Annotated in this window: 15 protein-coding genes; 12 read left to right on the top strand and 3 right to left on the bottom strand. The window is 49.7% G+C overall.

The genetic code is table 11. The annotated features are described in order from the left end of the window. The first annotated feature begins 147 nt into the window (after positions 1–147). The 9 genes from gcvT (at position 148) to I8U17_RS03740 (ending at position 12,431) form a co-directional block, all read left to right on the top strand. The gene (gene gcvT, locus I8U17_RS03780; protein WP_033099172.1) at positions 148–1,242 is read left to right on the top strand and encodes a glycine cleavage system aminomethyltransferase GcvT; all 1,095 of its coding nucleotides are present in this window, start codon (positions 148–150) and stop codon (positions 1,240–1,242) included. Positions 1,243–1,271: 29 nt separating this feature from the next. Continuing rightward, the gene (gcvPA, locus tag I8U17_RS03775) at positions 1,272–2,621 is read left to right on the top strand and encodes an aminomethyl-transferring glycine dehydrogenase subunit GcvPA (protein WP_198059050.1); all 1,350 of its coding nucleotides are present in this window, start codon (positions 1,272–1,274) and stop codon (positions 2,619–2,621) included. Beyond that, positions 2,618–4,075, top strand: coding sequence for an aminomethyl-transferring glycine dehydrogenase subunit GcvPB (gene gcvPB, locus I8U17_RS03770; RefSeq protein WP_033099170.1), 1,458 nt, complete (start codon positions 2,618–2,620; stop codon positions 4,073–4,075). The genes gcvPA and gcvPB overlap by 4 nt, the downstream gene beginning before the upstream one ends. Before the next feature lie 433 nt (positions 4,076–4,508). Further along, the gene (gene fadH / locus I8U17_RS03765; RefSeq protein WP_232330881.1) at positions 4,509–5,276 is read left to right on the top strand and encodes a 2,4-dienoyl-CoA reductase; all 768 of its coding nucleotides are present in this window, start codon (positions 4,509–4,511) and stop codon (positions 5,274–5,276) included. A 153-nt stretch (positions 5,277–5,429) separates the two neighbouring features. Continuing rightward, positions 5,430–6,269, top strand: coding sequence for a glucose PTS transporter transcription antiterminator GlcT (gene glcT, locus I8U17_RS03760; protein ID WP_198054998.1), 840 nt, complete (start codon positions 5,430–5,432; stop codon positions 6,267–6,269). 206 nt (positions 6,270–6,475) lie between these two features. Next, positions 6,476–8,416: a glucose-specific PTS transporter subunit IIBC gene (gene ptsG / locus I8U17_RS03755; RefSeq protein ID WP_198059049.1), complete on the top strand. Its 1,941-nt coding sequence runs from the start codon at positions 6,476–6,478 to the stop codon at positions 8,414–8,416. Between the two features lie 297 nt (positions 8,417–8,713). Beyond that, positions 8,714–9,355 carry a sporulation-specific diadenylate cyclase CdaS gene (gene cdaS, locus I8U17_RS03750; protein ID WP_198059048.1) on the top strand — a complete coding sequence of 214 codons (642 nt, stop codon included), beginning with the start codon at positions 8,714–8,716 and terminating at the stop codon, positions 9,353–9,355. Between the two features lie 80 nt (positions 9,356–9,435). Then, a complete protein-coding gene (locus I8U17_RS03745) occupies positions 9,436–10,251 on the top strand; it encodes a lipoate--protein ligase family protein (RefSeq protein ID WP_198054995.1) in 816 nt (271 codons plus the stop codon). A gap of 323 nt (positions 10,252–10,574) precedes the next feature. After that, the gene (locus I8U17_RS03740) at positions 10,575–12,431 is read left to right on the top strand and encodes a hypothetical protein (RefSeq protein WP_198054994.1); all 1,857 of its coding nucleotides are present in this window, start codon (positions 10,575–10,577) and stop codon (positions 12,429–12,431) included. A gap of 12 nt (positions 12,432–12,443) precedes the next feature. Here the strand turns inward: I8U17_RS03740 and dat are convergent, their stop codons facing one another. Both dat and I8U17_RS03730 read right to left on the bottom strand, forming a co-directional pair. Beyond that, positions 12,444–13,286, bottom strand: a complete 843-nt coding sequence (gene dat, locus I8U17_RS03735; RefSeq protein WP_198055137.1) for a D-amino-acid transaminase — start codon at positions 13,284–13,286, stop codon at positions 12,444–12,446. Positions 13,287–13,309: 23 nt separating this feature from the next. Then, entirely contained in the window at positions 13,310–13,492 is a 183-nt protein-coding gene (locus I8U17_RS03730; protein ID WP_198059047.1) for a hypothetical protein, read from the bottom strand. Positions 13,493–13,601: 109 nt separating this feature from the next. On the opposite strand from I8U17_RS03730, the gene I8U17_RS03725 reads away from it, so the two are divergent. From I8U17_RS03725 to I8U17_RS03715, 3 genes are all read left to right on the top strand, one after another. Next, positions 13,602–16,874, top strand: coding sequence for a vitamin B12-dependent ribonucleotide reductase (locus I8U17_RS03725; RefSeq protein WP_232330880.1), 3,273 nt, complete (start codon positions 13,602–13,604; stop codon positions 16,872–16,874). Between the two features lie 171 nt (positions 16,875–17,045). Continuing rightward, entirely contained in the window at positions 17,046–17,777 is a 732-nt protein-coding gene (locus I8U17_RS03720; RefSeq protein WP_033099161.1) for a metallophosphoesterase, read from the top strand. A 134-nt stretch (positions 17,778–17,911) separates the two neighbouring features. Beyond that, on the top strand, positions 17,912–19,078 hold the full coding sequence (locus tag I8U17_RS03715) for a lactate 2-monooxygenase (RefSeq protein ID WP_198054991.1): 1,167 nt from the start codon (positions 17,912–17,914) through the stop codon (positions 19,076–19,078). A gap of 98 nt (positions 19,079–19,176) precedes the next feature. On the opposite strand, the gene I8U17_RS18745 is transcribed toward I8U17_RS03715, so the two are convergent. Continuing rightward, complete coding sequence (locus I8U17_RS18745; RefSeq protein WP_052153851.1) at positions 19,177–19,470, bottom strand: DivIVA domain-containing protein; 294 nt, start codon at positions 19,468–19,470, stop codon at positions 19,177–19,179. Positions 19,471–19,513: the final 43 nt, after the last annotated feature.

Genomic DNA, 19,513 nt, shown 5'->3' with positions numbered 1-19,513 from the left:
GCTTTGATGCCGAGCCACCTACGGGGCAACTCTGCTTAATGCAGCAGGGAAACTCTCTGGTAATAAGGACAGAGGAATCACCCACCAACAGCGGTGGTGAATCTCTCTGTCTTTTTTATATATGGAAACAAGTGAGGTGCAAATGGTATGGCAGAACTGAAAAAGACACCGCTTCATTCGGTTTACTGCGAAGAAGCCAAAATGGTACCTTTTGGCGGATGGGAAATGCCGGTTCAATTTTCGGGAATCAAGCAGGAACACGAAACCGTCCGCACGCGCGCCGGTTTGTTCGACGTGTCCCATATGGGGGAAGTACTGGTGAAGGGACCGGACGCGCTCGAGCTGATCCAGCGTCTGACGACGAACGATGCGGCGAAATTGAACGTGGGCGATGCTCAGTACTCGATCATGTGTTACGAAAACGGGGGAACGGTGGACGATTTGCTGGTTTACCGTATCGGAGAGCAGGAGTACTGGCTGGTCATCAATGCGGCCAATATCGAAAAAGATGTCAAGTGGATTTTGAAACACCGTCAGGGCGATGTAACGGTGGAAAACATTTCGGATCAGATTGCCCAATTGGCTTTGCAGGGGCCGTCGGCAGAGACCGTATTGCAAAAGCTGACCGATACGGATTTGTCGGAGATCAAGTTTTTTAAATTTAAAAATGACGTCGCACTGGCCGGGGTAAAAGGGCTTGTATCCCGTACCGGATACACCGGGGAAGATGGATTTGAAATCTATTTGCCGGCAAGCGACGCCCCTAAACTGTGGCAGGCTATTCTCGAAGCAGGAAAGGAAGCGGGAGTTCTGCCGTGTGGCCTGGGTGCGCGCGATACACTGCGGTTTGAAGCGCGGCTCCCCCTGTACGGACAGGAATTGAGCGAAACGATTACCCCGATCGAAGCGGGACTCGGTTTTGCCGTAAAACCGGAAAAAGGAGATTTTATCGGCCGTGAGGTGCTGGCCGTGCAAAAAGCGGAAGGAGCTCCGCGCAAGCTGGTCGGTTTGGAAATGATCGACCGCGGCATTCCGCGAACCCATTATCCCGTCTATCACGGTGAGGAAAAAATCGGCGAAGTGACGACGGGAACACAATCACCGACCTTAAAGAAAAACGTGGGACTTGCGTTGATCAATGCGGAATATGCCAATCCCGGTGAAGAGGTTGAGGTGGAAATCCGCGGCAAACGCCTGAAAGCAATCGTGGTGAAAACCCCTTTCTATAAGCGCGCCAAATAACCGAAGTGGTGGTAGGAGGATGAACTTGCATGAAATTTCGTTACTTGCCCGCAACTGAACAGGATAAACAGGAAATGCTTCGTACCATCGGCGTGGAATCGGTCGAGGAACTGTTTGCGGAAATACCGGAAAGTGTTCGTTACCGGGGGAAGCTCAAGTTGCCCGAACCGATGTCAGAGATGACGCTTGTCAAGCATATGAGCCGCCTCGCCGAGAAAAATGCATCCTTTGATCACTATATTTCCTTTTTGGGTGCCGGTGTCTATGAACATTATATTCCCAGTGTCGTCAATCACGTGATTTCCCGTTCGGAGTTTTATACGGCTTATACCCCTTATCAGCCGGAAATCAGCCAGGGTGAATTGCAGGCGATTTTCGAGTTCCAAACGATGATTTGCGAATTGACAGGGATGGATGTGGCCAACTCGTCCATGTATGACGGGCCGACAGCACTGGCGGAAGCCGCTGCGATGGCCGCCGGCGTGACACGCAAGCAGAAGATTGTCATCTCCCGTGCCGTTCATCCCGAAGCGCGGCAAATTTTGAAAACAAGCGCAAAAGGGCAGGGGTATCAAATCGTGGAAGTTCCCCTGGCCGACGGGGTGACGGATCTGAATCAGTTAAAAGAGCTGGCAGATGAAGAGACAGCAGCAGTGATTGTCCAGTCCCCCAACTTTTTGGGCAATCTTGAAAATTTGGCGGAAATCGAGAAAATTGCCCATGCCCATAAAGGGCTGCTGGTGGTCAGCAGCAATCCGCTGTCGCTGGGGCTGTTGAAACCGCCGGGCGAATACGGTGCCGATATCGTGGTCGGGGATGCGCAGCCGTTTGGAATTCCCGCCTCTTATGGCGGTCCGCATTGCGGTTATCTGGCCACCAAAAAAGCATTGATGCGCCGCGTGCCGGGAAGAATCGTCGGCCAGACCGTTGACGAAAACGGCACACGCGGATTTGTGCTCACATTGCAGGCGCGTGAACAGCATATCCGCCGCGACAAAGCGACTTCAAACATTTGCTCCAACCAGGCACTTCTGGCCCTGGCGGCATCTGTATACATGTCCGCGCTCGGCAAGCAGGGAATTCAGGATGTGGCCCGCCTCAATCTCCAAAAAGCGCATTATGCCAGCAAACGCCTGAGCGAAATTAACGGGATTGAGCTTGCTTTCTCCGGGCATTTCTTCAATGAATTTGTCATCCGGCTGCGGCGTCCGGTCGGAGAAATCAATCAGGAATTATTGAAGAAAGGAATCATCGGCGGTTTTGATCTCGGCCGCTTCTATCCTGAACTGGACAATCACATGCTCGTTGCCGTCACCGAAGTTCGGACCAAAGAAGAAATCGATCAGTTGGCTGAGAGTTTGGAGGGGCTGTTGTCATGAATAACAAGGAAAAAGAACTCATTTTTGAGATGAGCAAACCAGGTCGCACCGCTTACAGCTTGCCCGAATCCGATGTGCCGGAAACGGACGTTTTGCCGGAGGAATATCTTCGCGAAAAACCGGCCGAACTCCCTGAGGTATCCGAGCTGGATCTCATGCGGCACTACACGGAATTGTCCCGTCGTAACCACGGGGTGGACAACGGTTTTTATCCGCTGGGTTCCTGCACCATGAAATACAACCCCAAAGTGCATGAAGATGTGGCTCGATTGCCCGGATTTGCCAAAATCCATCCCTATCAGCCCGAAGAAACCGTACAAGGGGCTTTGGAGCTTTTATATGAATTGCAGCAGTATTTGGCAGAAATCACCGGAATGGATCAGGTGACGCTTCAATCAGCGGCCGGCGCGCAAGGCGAGTGGACCGGATTGATGATGATCCGCGCTTATCATGAAGCCAAAGGGCAAACCGGGCGGGACAAAGTGATTGTGCCGGATTCCGCACACGGGACAAACCCGGCCAGCGCCACCGTTGCCGGATTCAAGACGATCACCATTCCCTCCAATGAGAAGGGATTGGTCGATGTGGAGGCCTTGAAGCAGATGCTCGGAGACGATACCGCCGCCCTGATGCTGACCAACCCGAACACGCTGGGGCTGTTTGAAGAAGAGATCAGAGTGATTGCCGATCTCGTGCACGAAGCGGGCGGTCTTCTCTATTATGACGGAGCCAATGCCAACGCCATTCTGGGAATTGCCCGTCCGGGAGACATGGGCTTTGATGTGGTTCATCTGAATCTGCACAAAACCTTTACTACTCCCCATGGCGGCGGCGGACCCGGAGCCGGACCGGTTGGAGTGAAAAAGGAGCTTGTGCCGTTCCTGCCTGCGCCGATGGTGGCAAAAGATGCATCCGGCCGTTATTATCTCGATCATGACATTCCCAATTCCATCGGCCGGGTCAAAGGGTTTTACGGAAACTTCGGCATTTTGGTTCGCGCCTATGCTTATATTCGGACGATGGGACCGGAAGGTCTGCGCCTGGTTTCCGAAAATGCGGTGTTAAATGCCAACTACATGATGCGCCGGTTGGAGCCGTATTATGAACTGCCGTACAAACAGCATTGCAAACACGAATTTGTCCTGTCCGGCAAACGTCAGAAACAACAGGGCGTGCGTACGCTGGACATCGCCAAACGCCTGCTCGACTTCGGCTTCCATCCACCGACCATCTATTTCCCGCTCATCGTCGATGAATGCCTGATGATTGAGCCGACGGAAACGGAAAGCAAGGAGACGCTCGACAGCTTTATCGACGCGATGATTCAAATTGCCAAAGAAGCGGAAGAAAATCCGGAAATCGTGCAGGATGCGCCCCATCATACCGTAATCAAACGTTTGGACGAAGTGACGGCGGCGCGCAAACCGATCTTGCGCTGGGAAAAAAGCGAGTAAAAACCATCGTGAGTTACTGACTGGAAACCCGGCCAGCAACAACTTTCCCAGAATAGGAATGGCGGGCAAGGGATGCATCCTTGTCCGCTTTTTTGATCTGTTTCACGTTTGCGTGGCGGCGCTGGGGATGATTTCCGTTCCCTGGATTGGCTTACGATGGAATACGTCGGATCACGACCGGTCAGATGCTGTACGACGGACTTTGAAGGGGAGTTCCATCTCCATGCGGTCAGTTTATTGGCGTCCGGCTCTGGTCATTTTTTTGTCCGGTGTGATTGGTATCTGGTTTTAGCGTTGAACCCCCATCTTTCAGCCGAAAAGAAGTAAAGGATTTTTTGTTGCGAAGTTTTTATATATTTATTGACAGAATCCTATTTTAAGAGATAATTTTTTGAGGAAACACTAAAATCAAAAAAAGAGAGGGAGCATATCATTGCAAGGACAAACAGTGATTGTGACAGGCGGGTCGAGCGGCATTGGAAAAGCGATTGCCAGGCGGTTGTGCCAGGAAGGGGCCAATGTGGTCATCACCGGACGCAATGCAGATCGGCTTGAAGCGGCCAAAGTGGAATTGGAGGAATTGCCGGGCAAAGTATTTCCTTTTCAAATGGATGTCCGCGAAGTTGATCAGGTCAAGGCGATGGTTCAAAAGACGGTGGAACAGTTTGGCGGAATCGATCATCTCGTCAACAATGCGGCAGGCAATTTTGTTGTGCCGGCGGAAGATTTAACGTATAATGGTTGGCATTCGGTGATTAACATCGTTTTAAACGGAACCTGGTATTGCTCACAGGCCGTGGCCAAAGAATGGATTGAGAAAAAACGGAAAGGATCGATCCTCAATATCGTGGCCACCTATGCCTGGACAGGGGCGCCGGGTGTGGTTCATTCCGCTGCGGCCAAAGCTGGTGTACTGGCGATGAGCCGGACACTGGCCGTTGAATGGGGGGACAAATACGGCATCCGAGTCAATTGCATTGCACCCGGACCGATTGAAGAAACAGGCGGGGCGGCAAAACTGGTCGCCAATGAAAAAATGGCGAAAAAGGTCGCCAATATGGTTCCGCTGAAGCGTTATGGCCGCCCGGAGGAGATCGCGGCATTGGCGAAGTTTCTGCTGTCAGCGGAAGCGGAATATATCAATGGCGAGTGCGTTACCATGGATGGCGGTTTATGGATGGCGAATTTTCGGTTTCTCTGATAAGTCGCCCCGTTCCGATCAGGGATGGGGCTGTTCATTTTTTGGAATCGATTTGCAGGGGACGATGTAGAAAAAACGAGTGGAATTTTGTATACTGTGATCGGTTTTGCTGTTTCTGTAAAACGAACGGGGGCAAGGAGGTTGATATTTGAGATGAACCGGACATTTACCATAAAAAAAATACTGAATAACAATGTAGTCATCGCTGAGCATCCATCCTATGGGGAAGTTGTTTTGATCGGAAAAGGAATCGGTTTCAAGAAGAAAGCAGGAGAACTGATTTCCGAGCCCGCGGTCGAAAAGTTTTTTGTATTGGAGAATAAAAAGGAGCAGGAGCAGTATCGGCAGTTGCTCTCGCAAGTGGACGAATCGCTCGTGGAACTGATGAATGATATTATTTACCATATTCAAAAGCGGTTTGATGTTCCGCTGAATGAACATATTCATGTAGCTTTGACCGATCATATCAGCTTTGCGATCAAACGCTTGGAGCAAGGGCTGGAGTTTAATAATCCTTTCCTGATCGAAACGAGAGCGCTTTATGAAAGAGAGTATGCAGTGGCAGAAGAAATTGTGGCAATGATTAATGAAAAAAAGGGGATCCAGTTGCCCGAAAGCGAAGCCGGATTTATCGCCATGCATATCCACAGTGCGCTGACACAGCGCCATCTGACGGAGATTCGTCAACATTCCGAACTCATCATGAAATTGATCCAGCTCGTCGAGGCGGTCACCGGTTTGAAAATCGATCGCAAAAGCATTTCATACATGCGGCTGATTACGCATCTTCGGTATGCGATTGAACGCACAATCCGCCAGGAAGAAATTTCTGAGCCGGATGGTTTTGCAGACATGTTGCGCAAACAATTCCCGATATGTTACAATATCGCTTGGAAAATGGCAAAAGTGATGGAACGGACACTGCAGAAACCGGTTCATCCTGCCGAAGTCAGTTATCTGACATTGCATTTGCAACGCATTATTCCCAACTGAACAGATCCTTTACCTTTCACGTGTTACTGATTCGATCAGGCATGAGTGAAAAAAGGCGAAGTGGACGTTTGATTCAAAAGGGATTTTCCTTTTGCAAACGGTTCCATTTGTCTTTTTTTGCTCATGCCTTTTTGTTCGAAGAAGAAGCATGAGTGAAAGGTTTTGGATCCTGTTGGGCATGATAAGACAGCACAGGAGGTTCAGCAATGTTCAAAAATATCTTTGGCGTCTTGCAACGAATCGGAAGAGCGTTGATGCTCCCGGTTGCGATCTTGCCGGCAGCCGGTTTGTTGCTCGCATTTGGTAACAAGTTGCATATCCCGATCCTCGAACAATCGGGACAAATTGTTTTCTCCAACCTGGCCTTAATCTTTGCGATCGGTGTTGCCATTGGTCTGGCAGAAGGAGAGGGAACAGCCGGATTGGCTGCTGTCATCGGGTATCTCGTGATGAATACCGCCCTCGGACAAATGGCTATACATTACCATGTGCAAACGATTGAGGTATTGGGGATTCCCACTTTGGAAATGGGCGTTTTCGGGGGAATCATCATCGGTATTGTTGCCGCCCTGCTGTATAAGCGCTTTTATAATATCGAACTTCCTTCTTTTCTCGGCTTCTTTGGCGGGAAACGGTTTGTTCCGATTGTGATGGCGGTTACTTCTTTCCTGTTGGGACTGATCTTTTTCTACATCTGGCCGCCGATCCAACACGGGATTGATGCCTTTTCCCATATCATTACGACGAAAAATGTTGCCTTGTCCGCCTTTATTTTCGGTTTGGTCGAGCGTTCCTTGATTCCGTTCGGTCTCCATCATATCTGGTATTCACCATTCTGGTTTGAATTCGGATCATACAATGCGCATGGACATATTGTTCATGGGGACCTCAATCGCTTCTTTGCTGGTGACCCGACGGCCGGTACGTTTATGACCGGGAAATTCCCGTTCATGATTTTCGGTCTGCCGGCAGCAGCCTTGGCGATGTATCAGGAGGCGCGGCCGGAGAAAAAGAAAGTGGTCGGCGGTATTATGCTGTCAGCTGCGCTTACCTCGTTCCTGACCGGTATTACCGAACCGATCGAGTTTTCGTTCCTGTTTGTCGCACCGGTTCTTTATGCGATTCACTGTGTTTTTGCCGGTTTGTCGTTTATGGTCATGGCGATTCTCGGAGTGAAAGCGGGCATGACATTCTCCGGTGGAATTATCGACCTGGCGATGTTCTGGGATCAAGACACCAAGCCGTGGCTGATTATTCCGGTTGGATTGGTCTTCTCCGTCATCTATTATTTCGGTTTCCGCTTCGCGATTCGTAAGTTTAACCTGAAAACACCGGGCCGCGAAGACGAAACGGAAGAGGAGAATGCCGTCGAAACCACTTCGGACGATCTGGCGGCAAACGTGTTGGAAGCCCTTGGCGGCAAAGAAAACCTGACTCATTTGGATGCATGCATTACCCGCTTGCGCCTGTCGGTCAAAGATGTCGACCAAGTGAACAAAGATCGTTTGAAACAGCTCGGCGCATCCGGCGTATTGGAAATGGGCAATAACTTGCAAGTGATCTTTGGGCCGAAATCCGATCTGATCAAAGAACAAATGAAACAGATCATGATGGGCAAAAAGGTGACTGCTGCAAAACAGGAGCCGGAAAAAGAGGCGCCGAAAACGGTGGAAACAGGTGACGCGGTGTTTGACGGCAAAGCGTTCTCCGCTCCTTTGACCGGGAAGTTGCTTCCGATTTCCGAAGTGCCTGATCAAGTGTTCTCGCAAAAAATGATGGGAGACGGATTTGCCATTGAACCGTCAGAAGGAATTGTTGTCGCTCCTGTTGACGGAGAGATTGTGAACCTCTTCCCGACGAAGCACGCAATCGGCATTCGTTCCACGACGGGGCAGGAACTGCTGATCCATGTGGGCATCGATACAGTCAACCTGGAAGGAAACGGATTTGAAACGTTTGTCAGCGAAGGAGATCAAGTGAAAAAAGGGCAAAAACTGCTCGAATTTGATCTGAGCTTCATCAAGGAAAAAGCAACTTCCACGATTACGCCTGTAGTCTTTACCAATTTGCCGGCGGGAACGACGGTAAAACTGGAGTCAGAAGAGGTTAAAGCCGGAGATTCGAACATCATTCGTTTTGAAAAATAATGGTTGATTAAAAGCCGTGCCTTGACAGGTGCGGCTTTTTTGTTCTGAGTTGTTGCGATCTTGCCGATTGCCGCTCCGCTGAGATGCAAGAACTTCATTTGACCAATACGGATATCGGGCTGATGGGACTCCTTTTCCGGACCTGTGCGATCATGCGGTTACCTTTCGATGCGGTTTAATCAAGTGGGCTGGTTGATGAGCCGGCTTGTCTTCTCTGCCATTATTTCCGGCAGGATAAAAAATTTCTCCCGTCACACATTAAAGATGAGACAGAATGTGAAGGTTGGGGTTGAGAACATGGATTCCTATTTGCAAGAATTGTCAATGGTTACAAGGGAGAAATTGCAGACCATCTTGGAGCAGATGAAGCAGGAGATCGGTCGCCTGCTGGACGAACTGGAACACAACCGCTGTTGTATCCTGAGTGATTTTTCCAGAGTAAGCGAGCAGTTTGCGAATATCCAAAAGGTGGCTTCGTCCTATTATTTTGAAACCTATTTGGCTCCATACACCTGCCGTTACCCGGCGCTGGCGATCGCTGCCCAACGCTTGTCCAAGAAGCGGCACGGAGCTTTGATTGTGGTGGAAAGGGAAGAGCCGATTGAGAGCTGGATACAGGAAGGGATTCCGATTCGTGCACAATTATCGGCTCCCTTGCTGGAAACGATTTTCTATCCGGGGAATCCGCTGCATGATGGTGCAGTTGTGGTAAAAGAAGATTTTATCTTGTCTGCTGCCAATGTTTTGCCTCTTTCCCAAAAGACCTCCGGTCATAAGATGAAGATCGGCACCCGTCATCGTGCTGCATTGGGACTGACGGAAAAAACGGATGCATTTGTCCTTGTCGTGTCCGAGGAGACGGGGCGAATCTCTTTTGCCCTGGATGGAAAACTGTATCCGCTGACCCATGAGGGAATGCAGAGTCAGATGGGGCATTGATATTTTTGTTTTGCAACCGGCGGGATTTTCAATGATAATACAGGGAGAAAGGGAGTTTTGGGAAAAAGGAGTGGGTGAAAATGGAAACATGGCGCTTTCTGCCTTATCAGCGATATTCCGGTGCCGAAAACATGGCCATCGATGAAGCGGTCATGCATCTGCACAGAGAAGGAAAAGTGCCTCCCACTGTCCGTTTTTATGGTTGGAATCCTGCCACGCTGTCAATCGGGTATTTTCAAAAAGGGAGAAAAGAAATCCGGCTGGATGAATTGGAAAGACGCGGACTCGGGTTTGTCCGGCGCATGACCGGTGGCAGAGCGGTGCTGCATGATCAGGAATTAACATACAGTGTCATCATTTCGGAAGACCATCCGCTCATGCCGAAAACGGTGAGTGAGTCGTATCGGGTGATCAGTCAGGGATTGTTGCAAGGATTTCGCCGATTGGGATTAAACGCCCGTCTGTCCCCGCCGGTGCGCACGCACAAAGACCACTTGTCGGCGGCATGTTTTGATTCGCCTTCCGATTATGAGCTGGTAATCGAGGGGAAAAAAGCGGCAGGGAGTGCACAGATCCGTCAACGCGGTGTTATTTTGCAACATGGCTCCATCTTGTTGGATTTTGATGAAGAAACCTTATTTGCTGTTTTGGAATTTCCTTCTGAGCGGGTCAGGGAACGGCTGAAAGCGGCATTTTGTGAAAAAGCGGTTGCCATTAACCGGCTGCGGACACAACCGGTCACAATCGATGAAGTGATCACCGCCTTTTATGAAGGATTTCAGGAAGGGATGAACGTAAAGTTGGAGCAAGGGAGTCTCATCGATGAAGAGATCGAATTGGTACATTCTCTCGTCAGGGAGCGGTATGGCACAGAAGCGTGGAATTTGCGCCGCTGATGGGGGAACGACAGGAGACCGGGCCGGTTGCGGGTTTGGCTTGACTGTGTTTTATTAAATATGGATTGATTTATACAGACTTAGCGTTTAATATAGGGAACGTAGGGTATTTTCTGAATTTTTAAGAGTCCTATTTTATTGGGAAGGGGCATTTTATCAACAAATCGTCTTTAGGTGTTAAATATTATATAAATATCTAATTATAATTGATTTATTTAAATCGCACTTGATTTTTCAAGCGCTTATGATAGCATAATTTGTTGTGATGATATTATTTTCTTTTTATTTTATACTTATTCCATATAAGGTTAGGGGAAACGCCGTTGAAACAAGAACTACACACGAGGCGTCGTTATTATGAGAGGTTTCAGGTAGAAGATGTAATCAATTTCTTTTCCGGACAGCTTCTGCAGGCGAAATCTCCCGATGGGGCGCAAGTCTTTCTTCAGTCGATCAAAGTAACCCGCCGTCCTTTGCCTTCCGGGTACAAGGATGTTTTTCGCAGGATGCAGCACCCCCATCTGGCCCCGATTTTAGACGTGATGGAAGAAGATGAACAACTCATTTTAGTCCATCCTCCTTTTTCAGGAGACCCCTTGCCTTTAATTGTGAACAAAGAACGGGCAATGGATCCGGAAGCAGCTGTTCGCGTCGTTAGCAAATGCTTGAAAACATTGCGCGATTTGGATCGTTTACCGGTTTCGCTCAGCGCTACCCTTGATCCGAAGAATATTTTGTTGAATGGTCAGAAACCGCTGATCTTGTTTTATTATATGAAAGAGCCGGGAAAAAGCGGTCATGATGAAAAATGGCGCGAATTGCTCTTTTACCTCCTGACGGGACATGCACCAATGGGGGGGCTGAAGCAATCTGAACGTCAACTGGAAGCGAAAAAAATTCCGCCGAAAATTGTCAAGCTTGCCATGTTTGCCCTGGATCGAAAGAATGGGCTGGAAGATTTTTCGGTTCAGGTTGAGCGCCATGTAAATTCGGCTGAAGGCAGCCATTTGAGCCGAAGGGCAAGAAGAAGCCGAAAGAAAAAAGTGGTGACGACGGTTGTAGTTGCTGCAGCAGCGCTGGTGCTGGTCTCACTGACGGTGACGAAGTGGTACGCCGGCTACAGCGATGCGAAGGACAGCACGCTGGCGAATATGTTTGCTCCGATCACCCAGGACGATAAACAAAATGGAGCGGGGAATGGCCAACTGTTCCAGTCGATTACTTTCAATGATCAAAATAACTCTTTTAAGTACCCGTATCCGATCAAACCGAACAGTGCCATTCAGGGTTCATTTATTCTCAATCAGCTCAACGGGTTTACAGGTTATTTGGAAACCCCCGACAAATCCGATATTTTGGGGCTCGCCGTAGATAAAGAAGGGAAAATCAAGTTATATGACATCATGAAAGGACAGTATATTCCGATCGGCGATTCCGGTGACCAGTACCGCGTTGAGGCTGGCAAAAAATATAATTTTGAACTTTATTATTTCCCTAATGAACCGATTCGCCTTTCGATTGAAGAAGAAGGAAAATCGAAAAAATGGATGGCTGTTGGCGTGACCCGGCTGAGCGGGGATTATACGCTTCACTTCCGCGGTGGCAACGGGGTCAAGTTCTTTTATCCGGATGTGAACCAAGTGACAAATCAGAACATGTTTGAACAGATGTGGATGAACCAACAGCCCTGGCGAATCGATTTTGGCCAGGCACTTCTGGATGTGGATTCGCAAGGCCGCAACCAGCTGGGGGTTTATCCGCTGTCGCAAGTACGGTTGGATGCATCCGCTTCTTCTTCGTTCCTGTTTGTTCCGCCGCAGGAGAAAGGTTCGTACAGTGTGGAAATCGAAGCCGTGGATAACAGTCACTTCCGCCTCGTCTGGGACAAGAAGACGAACAAATTCGCTCTCTATAAAATCGGTGATCAGCCGCAAAAGGTTGCAGAGCAGGAAGTGCCCTGGAAGTCCATTGAGGATGGAGAACCACTCCAAGTTTCAATCACGTCCAACTTTAATCAATTGTCGGTAAACTTGACTTATGATTCTAATTCGGTTGCGTTGACCTATACGAATGATACACCCGTCATGATCAAGGATATTACTTTGCGGGATGCTGAAGGATTCCGGTTGGTCGAAAATAAAACAGAGCAGCAAGACGAAAAAGGAGACCGTGAAAGTTAACGGTCTCCTTTTTCATTGGCAAACGCGTTCAATCTCTTTTTCAAATGCTTTCTGCAACTGGCGGGTGATTGGTCCGGGTTTGCCATTTCCGACTGCTTTTCCGTCAATTTGCACAATCGGGCAAACTTCCATGGTCGTACTGGTCAAAAATACTTCATCCGCTTCGGCCAGATGTGACGGGGAGAATGGTTCAAGCTTTACAGATATACCCAAATCCTCCGCTAATTGTAAAGTGATCTTCCGGGTGATACCATGTAAAATAAAGTGGTTGGCGGGATGCGTCCACAAGGTTTGCCCTTTTACCATAAAGATGTTGGTGGAACTGCCCTCCGTGACCGTGCCATTACGGACGAGAATCGCTTCTTTTGCGCCATGATCAACCGCTTTTTGCTTAGCCAATACGGCTCCCAGCAGGTTGAGGCTTTTAATGTCACAGCGCAACCAGCGGATGTCTTCATCGGTAATGGCAGTGACACCGTTTTGCAAAGCGGTGAGCGGGCGGCTGTCCGGTTGTGTGTACCCGATGATCAGAGGTTTGGCATCTGAGGGAAAGGCGTGGGAGCGTGGAGAGGTTCCGCGGCTGAGTTGCAGATAGAGGTTTCCTTCCTCCAGTTGATTTTCGCGTGCCAGATCCAGCAGTTTCTGCGCGAGGGTTTCCACCGGATAGGGAAGGGAGAGACGAATCGCATCGGCGCTTTTTTGGAAACGTTCAAGATGCTCATTTAAGTAGAAAGGTATTCCGTGGTAGACGCGAATCACTTCGTAAATTCCGTCTCCAAACTGATATGCACGGTCTTCGATGTCGATATTCGCTTCTTCACGTTTGATCAGGCGGTCATCATAGAGAATGATCATTTGATTCATCCTTTCTTCCTATATTAAATATAGTTTGCCTGAAGTGAATGAAAACAACAAGTCTTGTTTTTTTTCTGTGAAAGTGTTGCAGAGCGGGTCAGTGGTGCAACATTTTTGCCCGATTTTGCTTCACTTTCATCCCCTGGTGCGTCGAAAAAGACATGAGATGCCTTCAGGAAAAAGGATGCTTCTTCTCCGATCGCCAATGGATCTTCCCAAAAATAACACTTGTATCAACATATAGTAGTGTTATACTGTTATTATCTCTATATATAGTATTTCTGACACATACTTATGCACCGGAGGAATGGCTTCATGAAGATACAGCGCTTTTTTACCCAACCTGGACAAGACCCGTTTGAAACAGTCCGCTATACAAAAAGGGATTGCCGCATTACCAATCCGGACGGTTCCGTCGTCTTTGAGATGACAGGGGCAGAGGTTCCCGAAGATTGGTCTCAAGTGGCGTCGGATATTTTAATCTCCAAATACTTCCGTAAAGCGGGGGTTCCACAATACGATGAAGCCGGGAACCCGCTTATGGATGATAACGGACAGCCCGTGACGGGGGCGGAAACGAGCGTCAAACAGGTGATCCACCGTCTGGCCGGTTGCTGGAAAGCATGGGGAGAAGAAAACGGATACTTTGATAGTAAAGAGGACGCCGAGGCGTTTTATGATGAATTGGTGTACATGCTCCTTCATCAGATGGCGGCTCCGAACTCTCCGCAATGGTTTAACACCGGACTTCATTTTGCCTATGGGATTACGGGCAAATCGCAGGGGCACTATTACGTCGATCCGAAAACGGAAGAAGTGAAAAAATCAAACAGCGCTTATGAACGGCCGCAGCCCCACGCTTGTTTTATTTTGTCAGTGGAAGACGATCTGGTAAATGAAAACGGCATTATGGATTTGTGGGTGAGAGAAGCCCGTCTGTTCAAATACGGGAGCGGAACGGGCAGCAACTTTTCCCTGATCCGCGGGAAGGGGGAATCGCTTTCCGGCGGTGGAACTTCGTCGGGGCTCCTTTCCTTCCTCAAGATCGGTGATCGGGCGGCAGGAGCAATCAAATCAGGAGGAACGACCCGCCGGGCGGCCAAAATGGTCTGCCTTGATCTGGATCACCCGGACATCGAGGAATTTATCAATTGGAAATCGGTTGAAGAGAAAAAAGTGAGGGCGCTGATTGCTGCCGGTTATGATCCGTCATTTAACGGCGAAGCATATGAAACCGTATCGGGTCAGAATTCCAACAACTCTGTGCGGGTTCCGCATTCTTTCTTTAAAAAATTGCAGGAAGGCGGAGACTGGGAACTGAAATACCGCACGACCGGCGAAGTCTGCAAACGGCTGCCCGCAAAGGAGCTGTGGCGGCAGATCGGAGAAGCTGCATGGGAATGTGCTGATCCCGGTGTGCAATATGACGGAACCATCAATGAATGGCATACTGTTCCCGCAGGAATGGACGGGAAACTGGGAGCACGGCATAACCGGATTAACGCCTCCAATCCGTGTTCTGAATACATGTTTCTAGATAATACGGCTTGCAACTTGGCCTCCCTCAACCTGGTGAAGTTTTTCGATGCGGAAACTTGCCATTTTGATATCGCAGCTTTCCGCCATGCCTGCCGTCTGTGGACAATGGTTCTGGAAATCTCGGTATTGATGGCGCAATATCCTTCAAAAGAGATTGCCGAGTTGTCCTATCAGTACCGGACACTGGGATTGGGGTATGCCAACATCGGAACGTTGCTGATGCTGTCGGGCATCCCTTATGACTCTGATGAAGCGCTGGCCATCACGGGGGCGATTACGGCGATCATGACCGGAACCGCCTATGCCACATCGGCAGAAATGGCGAAAGAACTGGGCCCGTTCAAGGCTTTTCCCATCAATCGCGAACATATGCTGCGCGTGATCCGCAATCATCGCCGGGCGGCATATGGGGCGCCGGAAGAGGAATATGAAGGTTTGCAAATCAAGCCCATGGGCATCAATCCGGATCATTGCCCCGATTTTCTGTTGAAAGCTGCGCGCGCGGCCTGGGATGAAGCGCTGGAGCTGGGAGAGAAATACGGTTACCGCAATGCGCAGACAACATTGCTCGCCCCGACGGGAACGATCGGTTTGCTGATGGATTGCGATACAACGGGGATCGAACCCGATTTCGCCCTGGTCAAATTTAAAAAGCTGGCTGGCGGGGGATATTTCAAGATCGCCAACCAGTCGATCCGTCCGGCTTTGCAAAATCTCGGTTACAGCAAAGAAGAGCAGGATGCCATTTTGCGATATGTGACCGGTACACTGTCGCTTTCCGGTGCTCCGCATATCAACCGGGACAGCCTGAAAGAAAAAGGGTTTAACGATGAAGACCTCGCAAAAATCGAAGCTGTGCTACCGACTGTATTTGAGTTGCCTTTTGCTTTCAACCGCCACACGCTCGGAGATGAATGTCTGAAACGGCTCGGGTTTACCGAGGAGCAGTATGCCAAAGCCGATTTCGATGTGCTTCGCAGTCTCGGATTCAGCCAAAAGCAGATTGATGAAGCGAACGATGTCATTTGCGGGATGATGACGATTGAAGGGGCACCTCATCTACGGGAAGAACATTATCCGGTCTTCGATACGGCAAATCCATGCGGAAAACACGGCACCCGCTTTATCCACTACATGGGGCATCTGCGGATGATGGCAGCCGCCCAGCCGTTTTTGAGCGGGGCGATTTCCAAAACGATCAACATGCCCCATGAAGCGACGGTTGAAGATATTTTGCATGCTTATGAACAAGGATGGAAGCTGGGCCTTAAAGCCGTTGCCCTGTACCGGGACGGTTCCAAGAGTTCGCAGCCGCTAAACAGTCGCGGAGATAAAAAAGAAGAGGATGAAAAAAATGAGGTGAAACCGTCCGCGGCAGAAACGGGGCAAACGCTGAAAGAAGTGGTTGCCACCGGGCATGTGCCCAGCATCCGCCGCCGCCTTCCGCGCAAACGGGAAGGATTTACCCAGGAAGCGAGAATTTCCGGACAAAAAATCTTTGTCCGCACCGGTGAATATGAAGACGGATCGCTGGGTGAAATCTTCATCGATATGCACAAGGCGGGGAGCACGATGCGCGGAATGCTGGATGCTTTTGCCGTGGCCGTATCGCTTGGTCTGCAGCATGGCGTTCCGCTGGAGAAATATGTGAATTCCCTTACTTTCACCCGTTTTGAACCGGCGGGGATCGTGGAGCATCCAAATATCAAAATGGCGACGTCTGTCATTGATTATGTGTTCCGGTTGCTCGGAATGGAATATCTGGGGAGAACCGATTTCGTTCAGGTACCGCCGGCAAAAGAAGAGCTTCGATATTATGCGAACAAGGATAAGAAAAAGAATGCAGAGAAGGAGCCGGATGGCGGCGGACAGCACACCAGCCGGGAGAATAACAGCCACAGCCATGAGGCTGCTTTATCCACCGGCAATCTCGATGCGATCCGTGCCAGCAGCGGGGCACCACTTTGCATCGAGTGCGGCGGGATGACAAAGCGAAACGGTTCCTGTTATGTGTGTCTCGATTGCGGCTCCACCACCGGCTGCTCTTGATTCCCATGAAAAGCACCCTTTTGCCGGGGTGCTTTTTTTCGGTTTTCGTCCCGGTCTATTGACTTTGCCAATCCTTTCCCTTCATGATTGAATAAGGGCTGTTTGCAAAGATTAATGGTAACGATCACAATGGATGCGGTCCGAGACGAATACATAAGGGTGTGAAGCATTTTGGCTATTTATGCGCTAAGCGATCTTCATTTATCATTTAAAAGGGCGGTCACGCTGTATGATATAGATCCGGTGCAGGACATTGAAAAACCGATGGATCTCTTCGGTTGGGACCGACATTATGAGAAGATCCGTGATCATTGGCTAAGGGTGGTCAGCCAGGATGATACCGTCCTCATTCCCGGAGATATCAGCTGGGCGATGAAATTGGAAGTGGCCCGCTTTGATTTCGGCTGGATCAGCCAGTTGCCGGGAAAAAAAGTGTTGTCCCCGGGCAATCATTGTTATTATGTGAGCAGCAAAAAGAAAGTGCGCGCTGCCTTGCCGGAGAGAATGGAATGGATCGATGCCGACTATACCCTGGTCGAGGGCAAGGTGGTGGCAGGAACACGCGGCTGGACATTGCCGGGGGACCGCTTTTTTAAGGAAGACGAAGACAGAAAGATTTATGAGCGGCAGGTGGGACGGCTGAGAATTGCTCTGGAAGCAGCGCAAAAAGATCATCCGGACAAAGAAAAGATCGTGATGCTGCATTTTCCTCCGATTACCAAAACATCGACGGAATCGGGGTTTATGGATGTGATGAAGGAATTTGGTGTTCGGATGTGCATCTATGGGCATCTTCACGGCAAAGCGGGGGAAGATGCGATTCAGGGAGAAGTGGATGGCATTACCCTGCGGCTGGTCGCCTGCGATGCGGTCGATTTCTGTCCCGTCAAAATCCGGGATTGATCTGTGTATAAGGGAGGGTGAAATGCTCTCCTTTATTTTTTGCCTATGAATTCAGAATTAGTATAAAATTTTGTTTGGGCAGAGATCTTTCCTGTTTTGAAAGCTACTTGTCACAGGCAGAGGAGGAAGGTTTGATGCACTTTGGCAATCGGGTGCAGTTTGAGGTGTATCGCCGGTTTAAAAAAGCAAAATATCCTGTCCGTTATGAAGAACTTGTGGATAAAGCGAGAGACGTGCTGGAGGAGGGGCCGTTTTATTACGTGGAGGGAGGAGCCGGGGCAGAGGATACGGCACGTGCCAATCGCCGTGCTTTTCAAAAGTGGCAAATCGTGCCGCGAATGCTTCGGGATGTATCCAAACGCGATTTTCGCGTACAGCTGTTTGGACAAACTTATGATTATCCTTTGCTCTTGGCGCCGGTCGGGGTGCAGTCGATCATCCATCCCGAAGGAGAGCTGGGTGCGGCCAAGGCGGCAGCTGAACTGTGCGTTCCATTTGTCGCCAGCACTGCTTCCACTCATTCGCTGGAAAAGATTGCCCGGGTGATGGGCGATGCCCCCAGATGGTTTCAGTTATATTGGAGCAGGGATCAGGATGTGGCCGCGAGTCTTCTGGAACGGGCGGAAAGGGCGGGGTATGCGGCTATTGTCGTGACATTGGACACACCGATGATGGCATGGCGCGAAAATGACATCAATCAGGGTTATTTGCCTTTTTTGCTGGGAGAAGGAATCGGCAATTATTTGTCCGACCCCGCTTTTCGGGCGAAGCTTTCCAAGCCGCCCGAAACAGACCTTGAAGAGGCGATCCTTTATTGGGCACAGATTTTCGGAAATGAGAGCTTAACGTGGGATGATCTCCCTTTTTTGCGCAAACATACGCGATTGCCGATCTTGTTAAAAGGAATTTTGCATCCCGGGGACGCGGAACTCGCGCTCAAACACGGAATCGATGGCATTATCGTCTCCAATCACGGGGGACGGCAAGTGGACGGGGCGATCGCCGCCCTGGATGCGCTGGGGCCGGTTGTCGATGCGGTAAAAGGGAGAATTCCGGTTCTCATGGACAGCGGGATCCGTCGTGGCGCGGATATGATCAAAGCGCTGGCTCTGGGGGCGAGTGCAGTTCTGGTCGGACGTCCTTATGTGTTCGGCCTGGCGTTGGGCGGACAGGACGGAGTGCGGCATGTGGTCCGCAATTTGTTGGCTGATTTTGATCTGACCATGGCGTTGGCAGGCTTTTCCTCTCTGGCGGATCTCAACCGCTCCATTTTGGTGAAAGCGGATCAGCTGTTCCTTTGAACCTTTATTGCTCTGCCGGATTAAATCGAAAACCGCGATGAAGAACGGATTTCCTCTAAGAAATCCGTTCTTTTTCGCTTGTGGCCGATCCGATTCCATCAGCGATAATAGGGAGGGGCCGGGTAATCCGGGTTGATAGCAAGAGCTGAGAGCTGCTCACGCAAAAGGCGGTTTTCTTCTTTTAACTGCTGCACTTCATACAGCAATTGTTCCATCCATTCTTCCATCCGGAGGAAAAATTCCTGGTGATGAACCGACTCCTCATTTTGTTCAAATTCCAAATAATCTTTGATAATTTCGTCGAGAAATTCGTTTACATCATCGATATCATAACCGCGTTTCGCTCGTTTGAATTCTTTTCCGTGAATCTCTTCGGCCGTCAAGCGGGGCATACGGGAACCTCCTTAAACATTCTATTAAATTCATTATAGTATT

Source organism: Thermoactinomyces sp. CICC 10521, from assembly GCF_016055135.1.
Lineage (GTDB): Bacteria > Bacillota > Bacilli > Thermoactinomycetales > Thermoactinomycetaceae > Thermoactinomyces_A > Thermoactinomyces_A daqus.
Note: the sequence above shows the minus strand (reverse complement) of the source record. Positions and strands in the feature narration are given on the sequence as shown.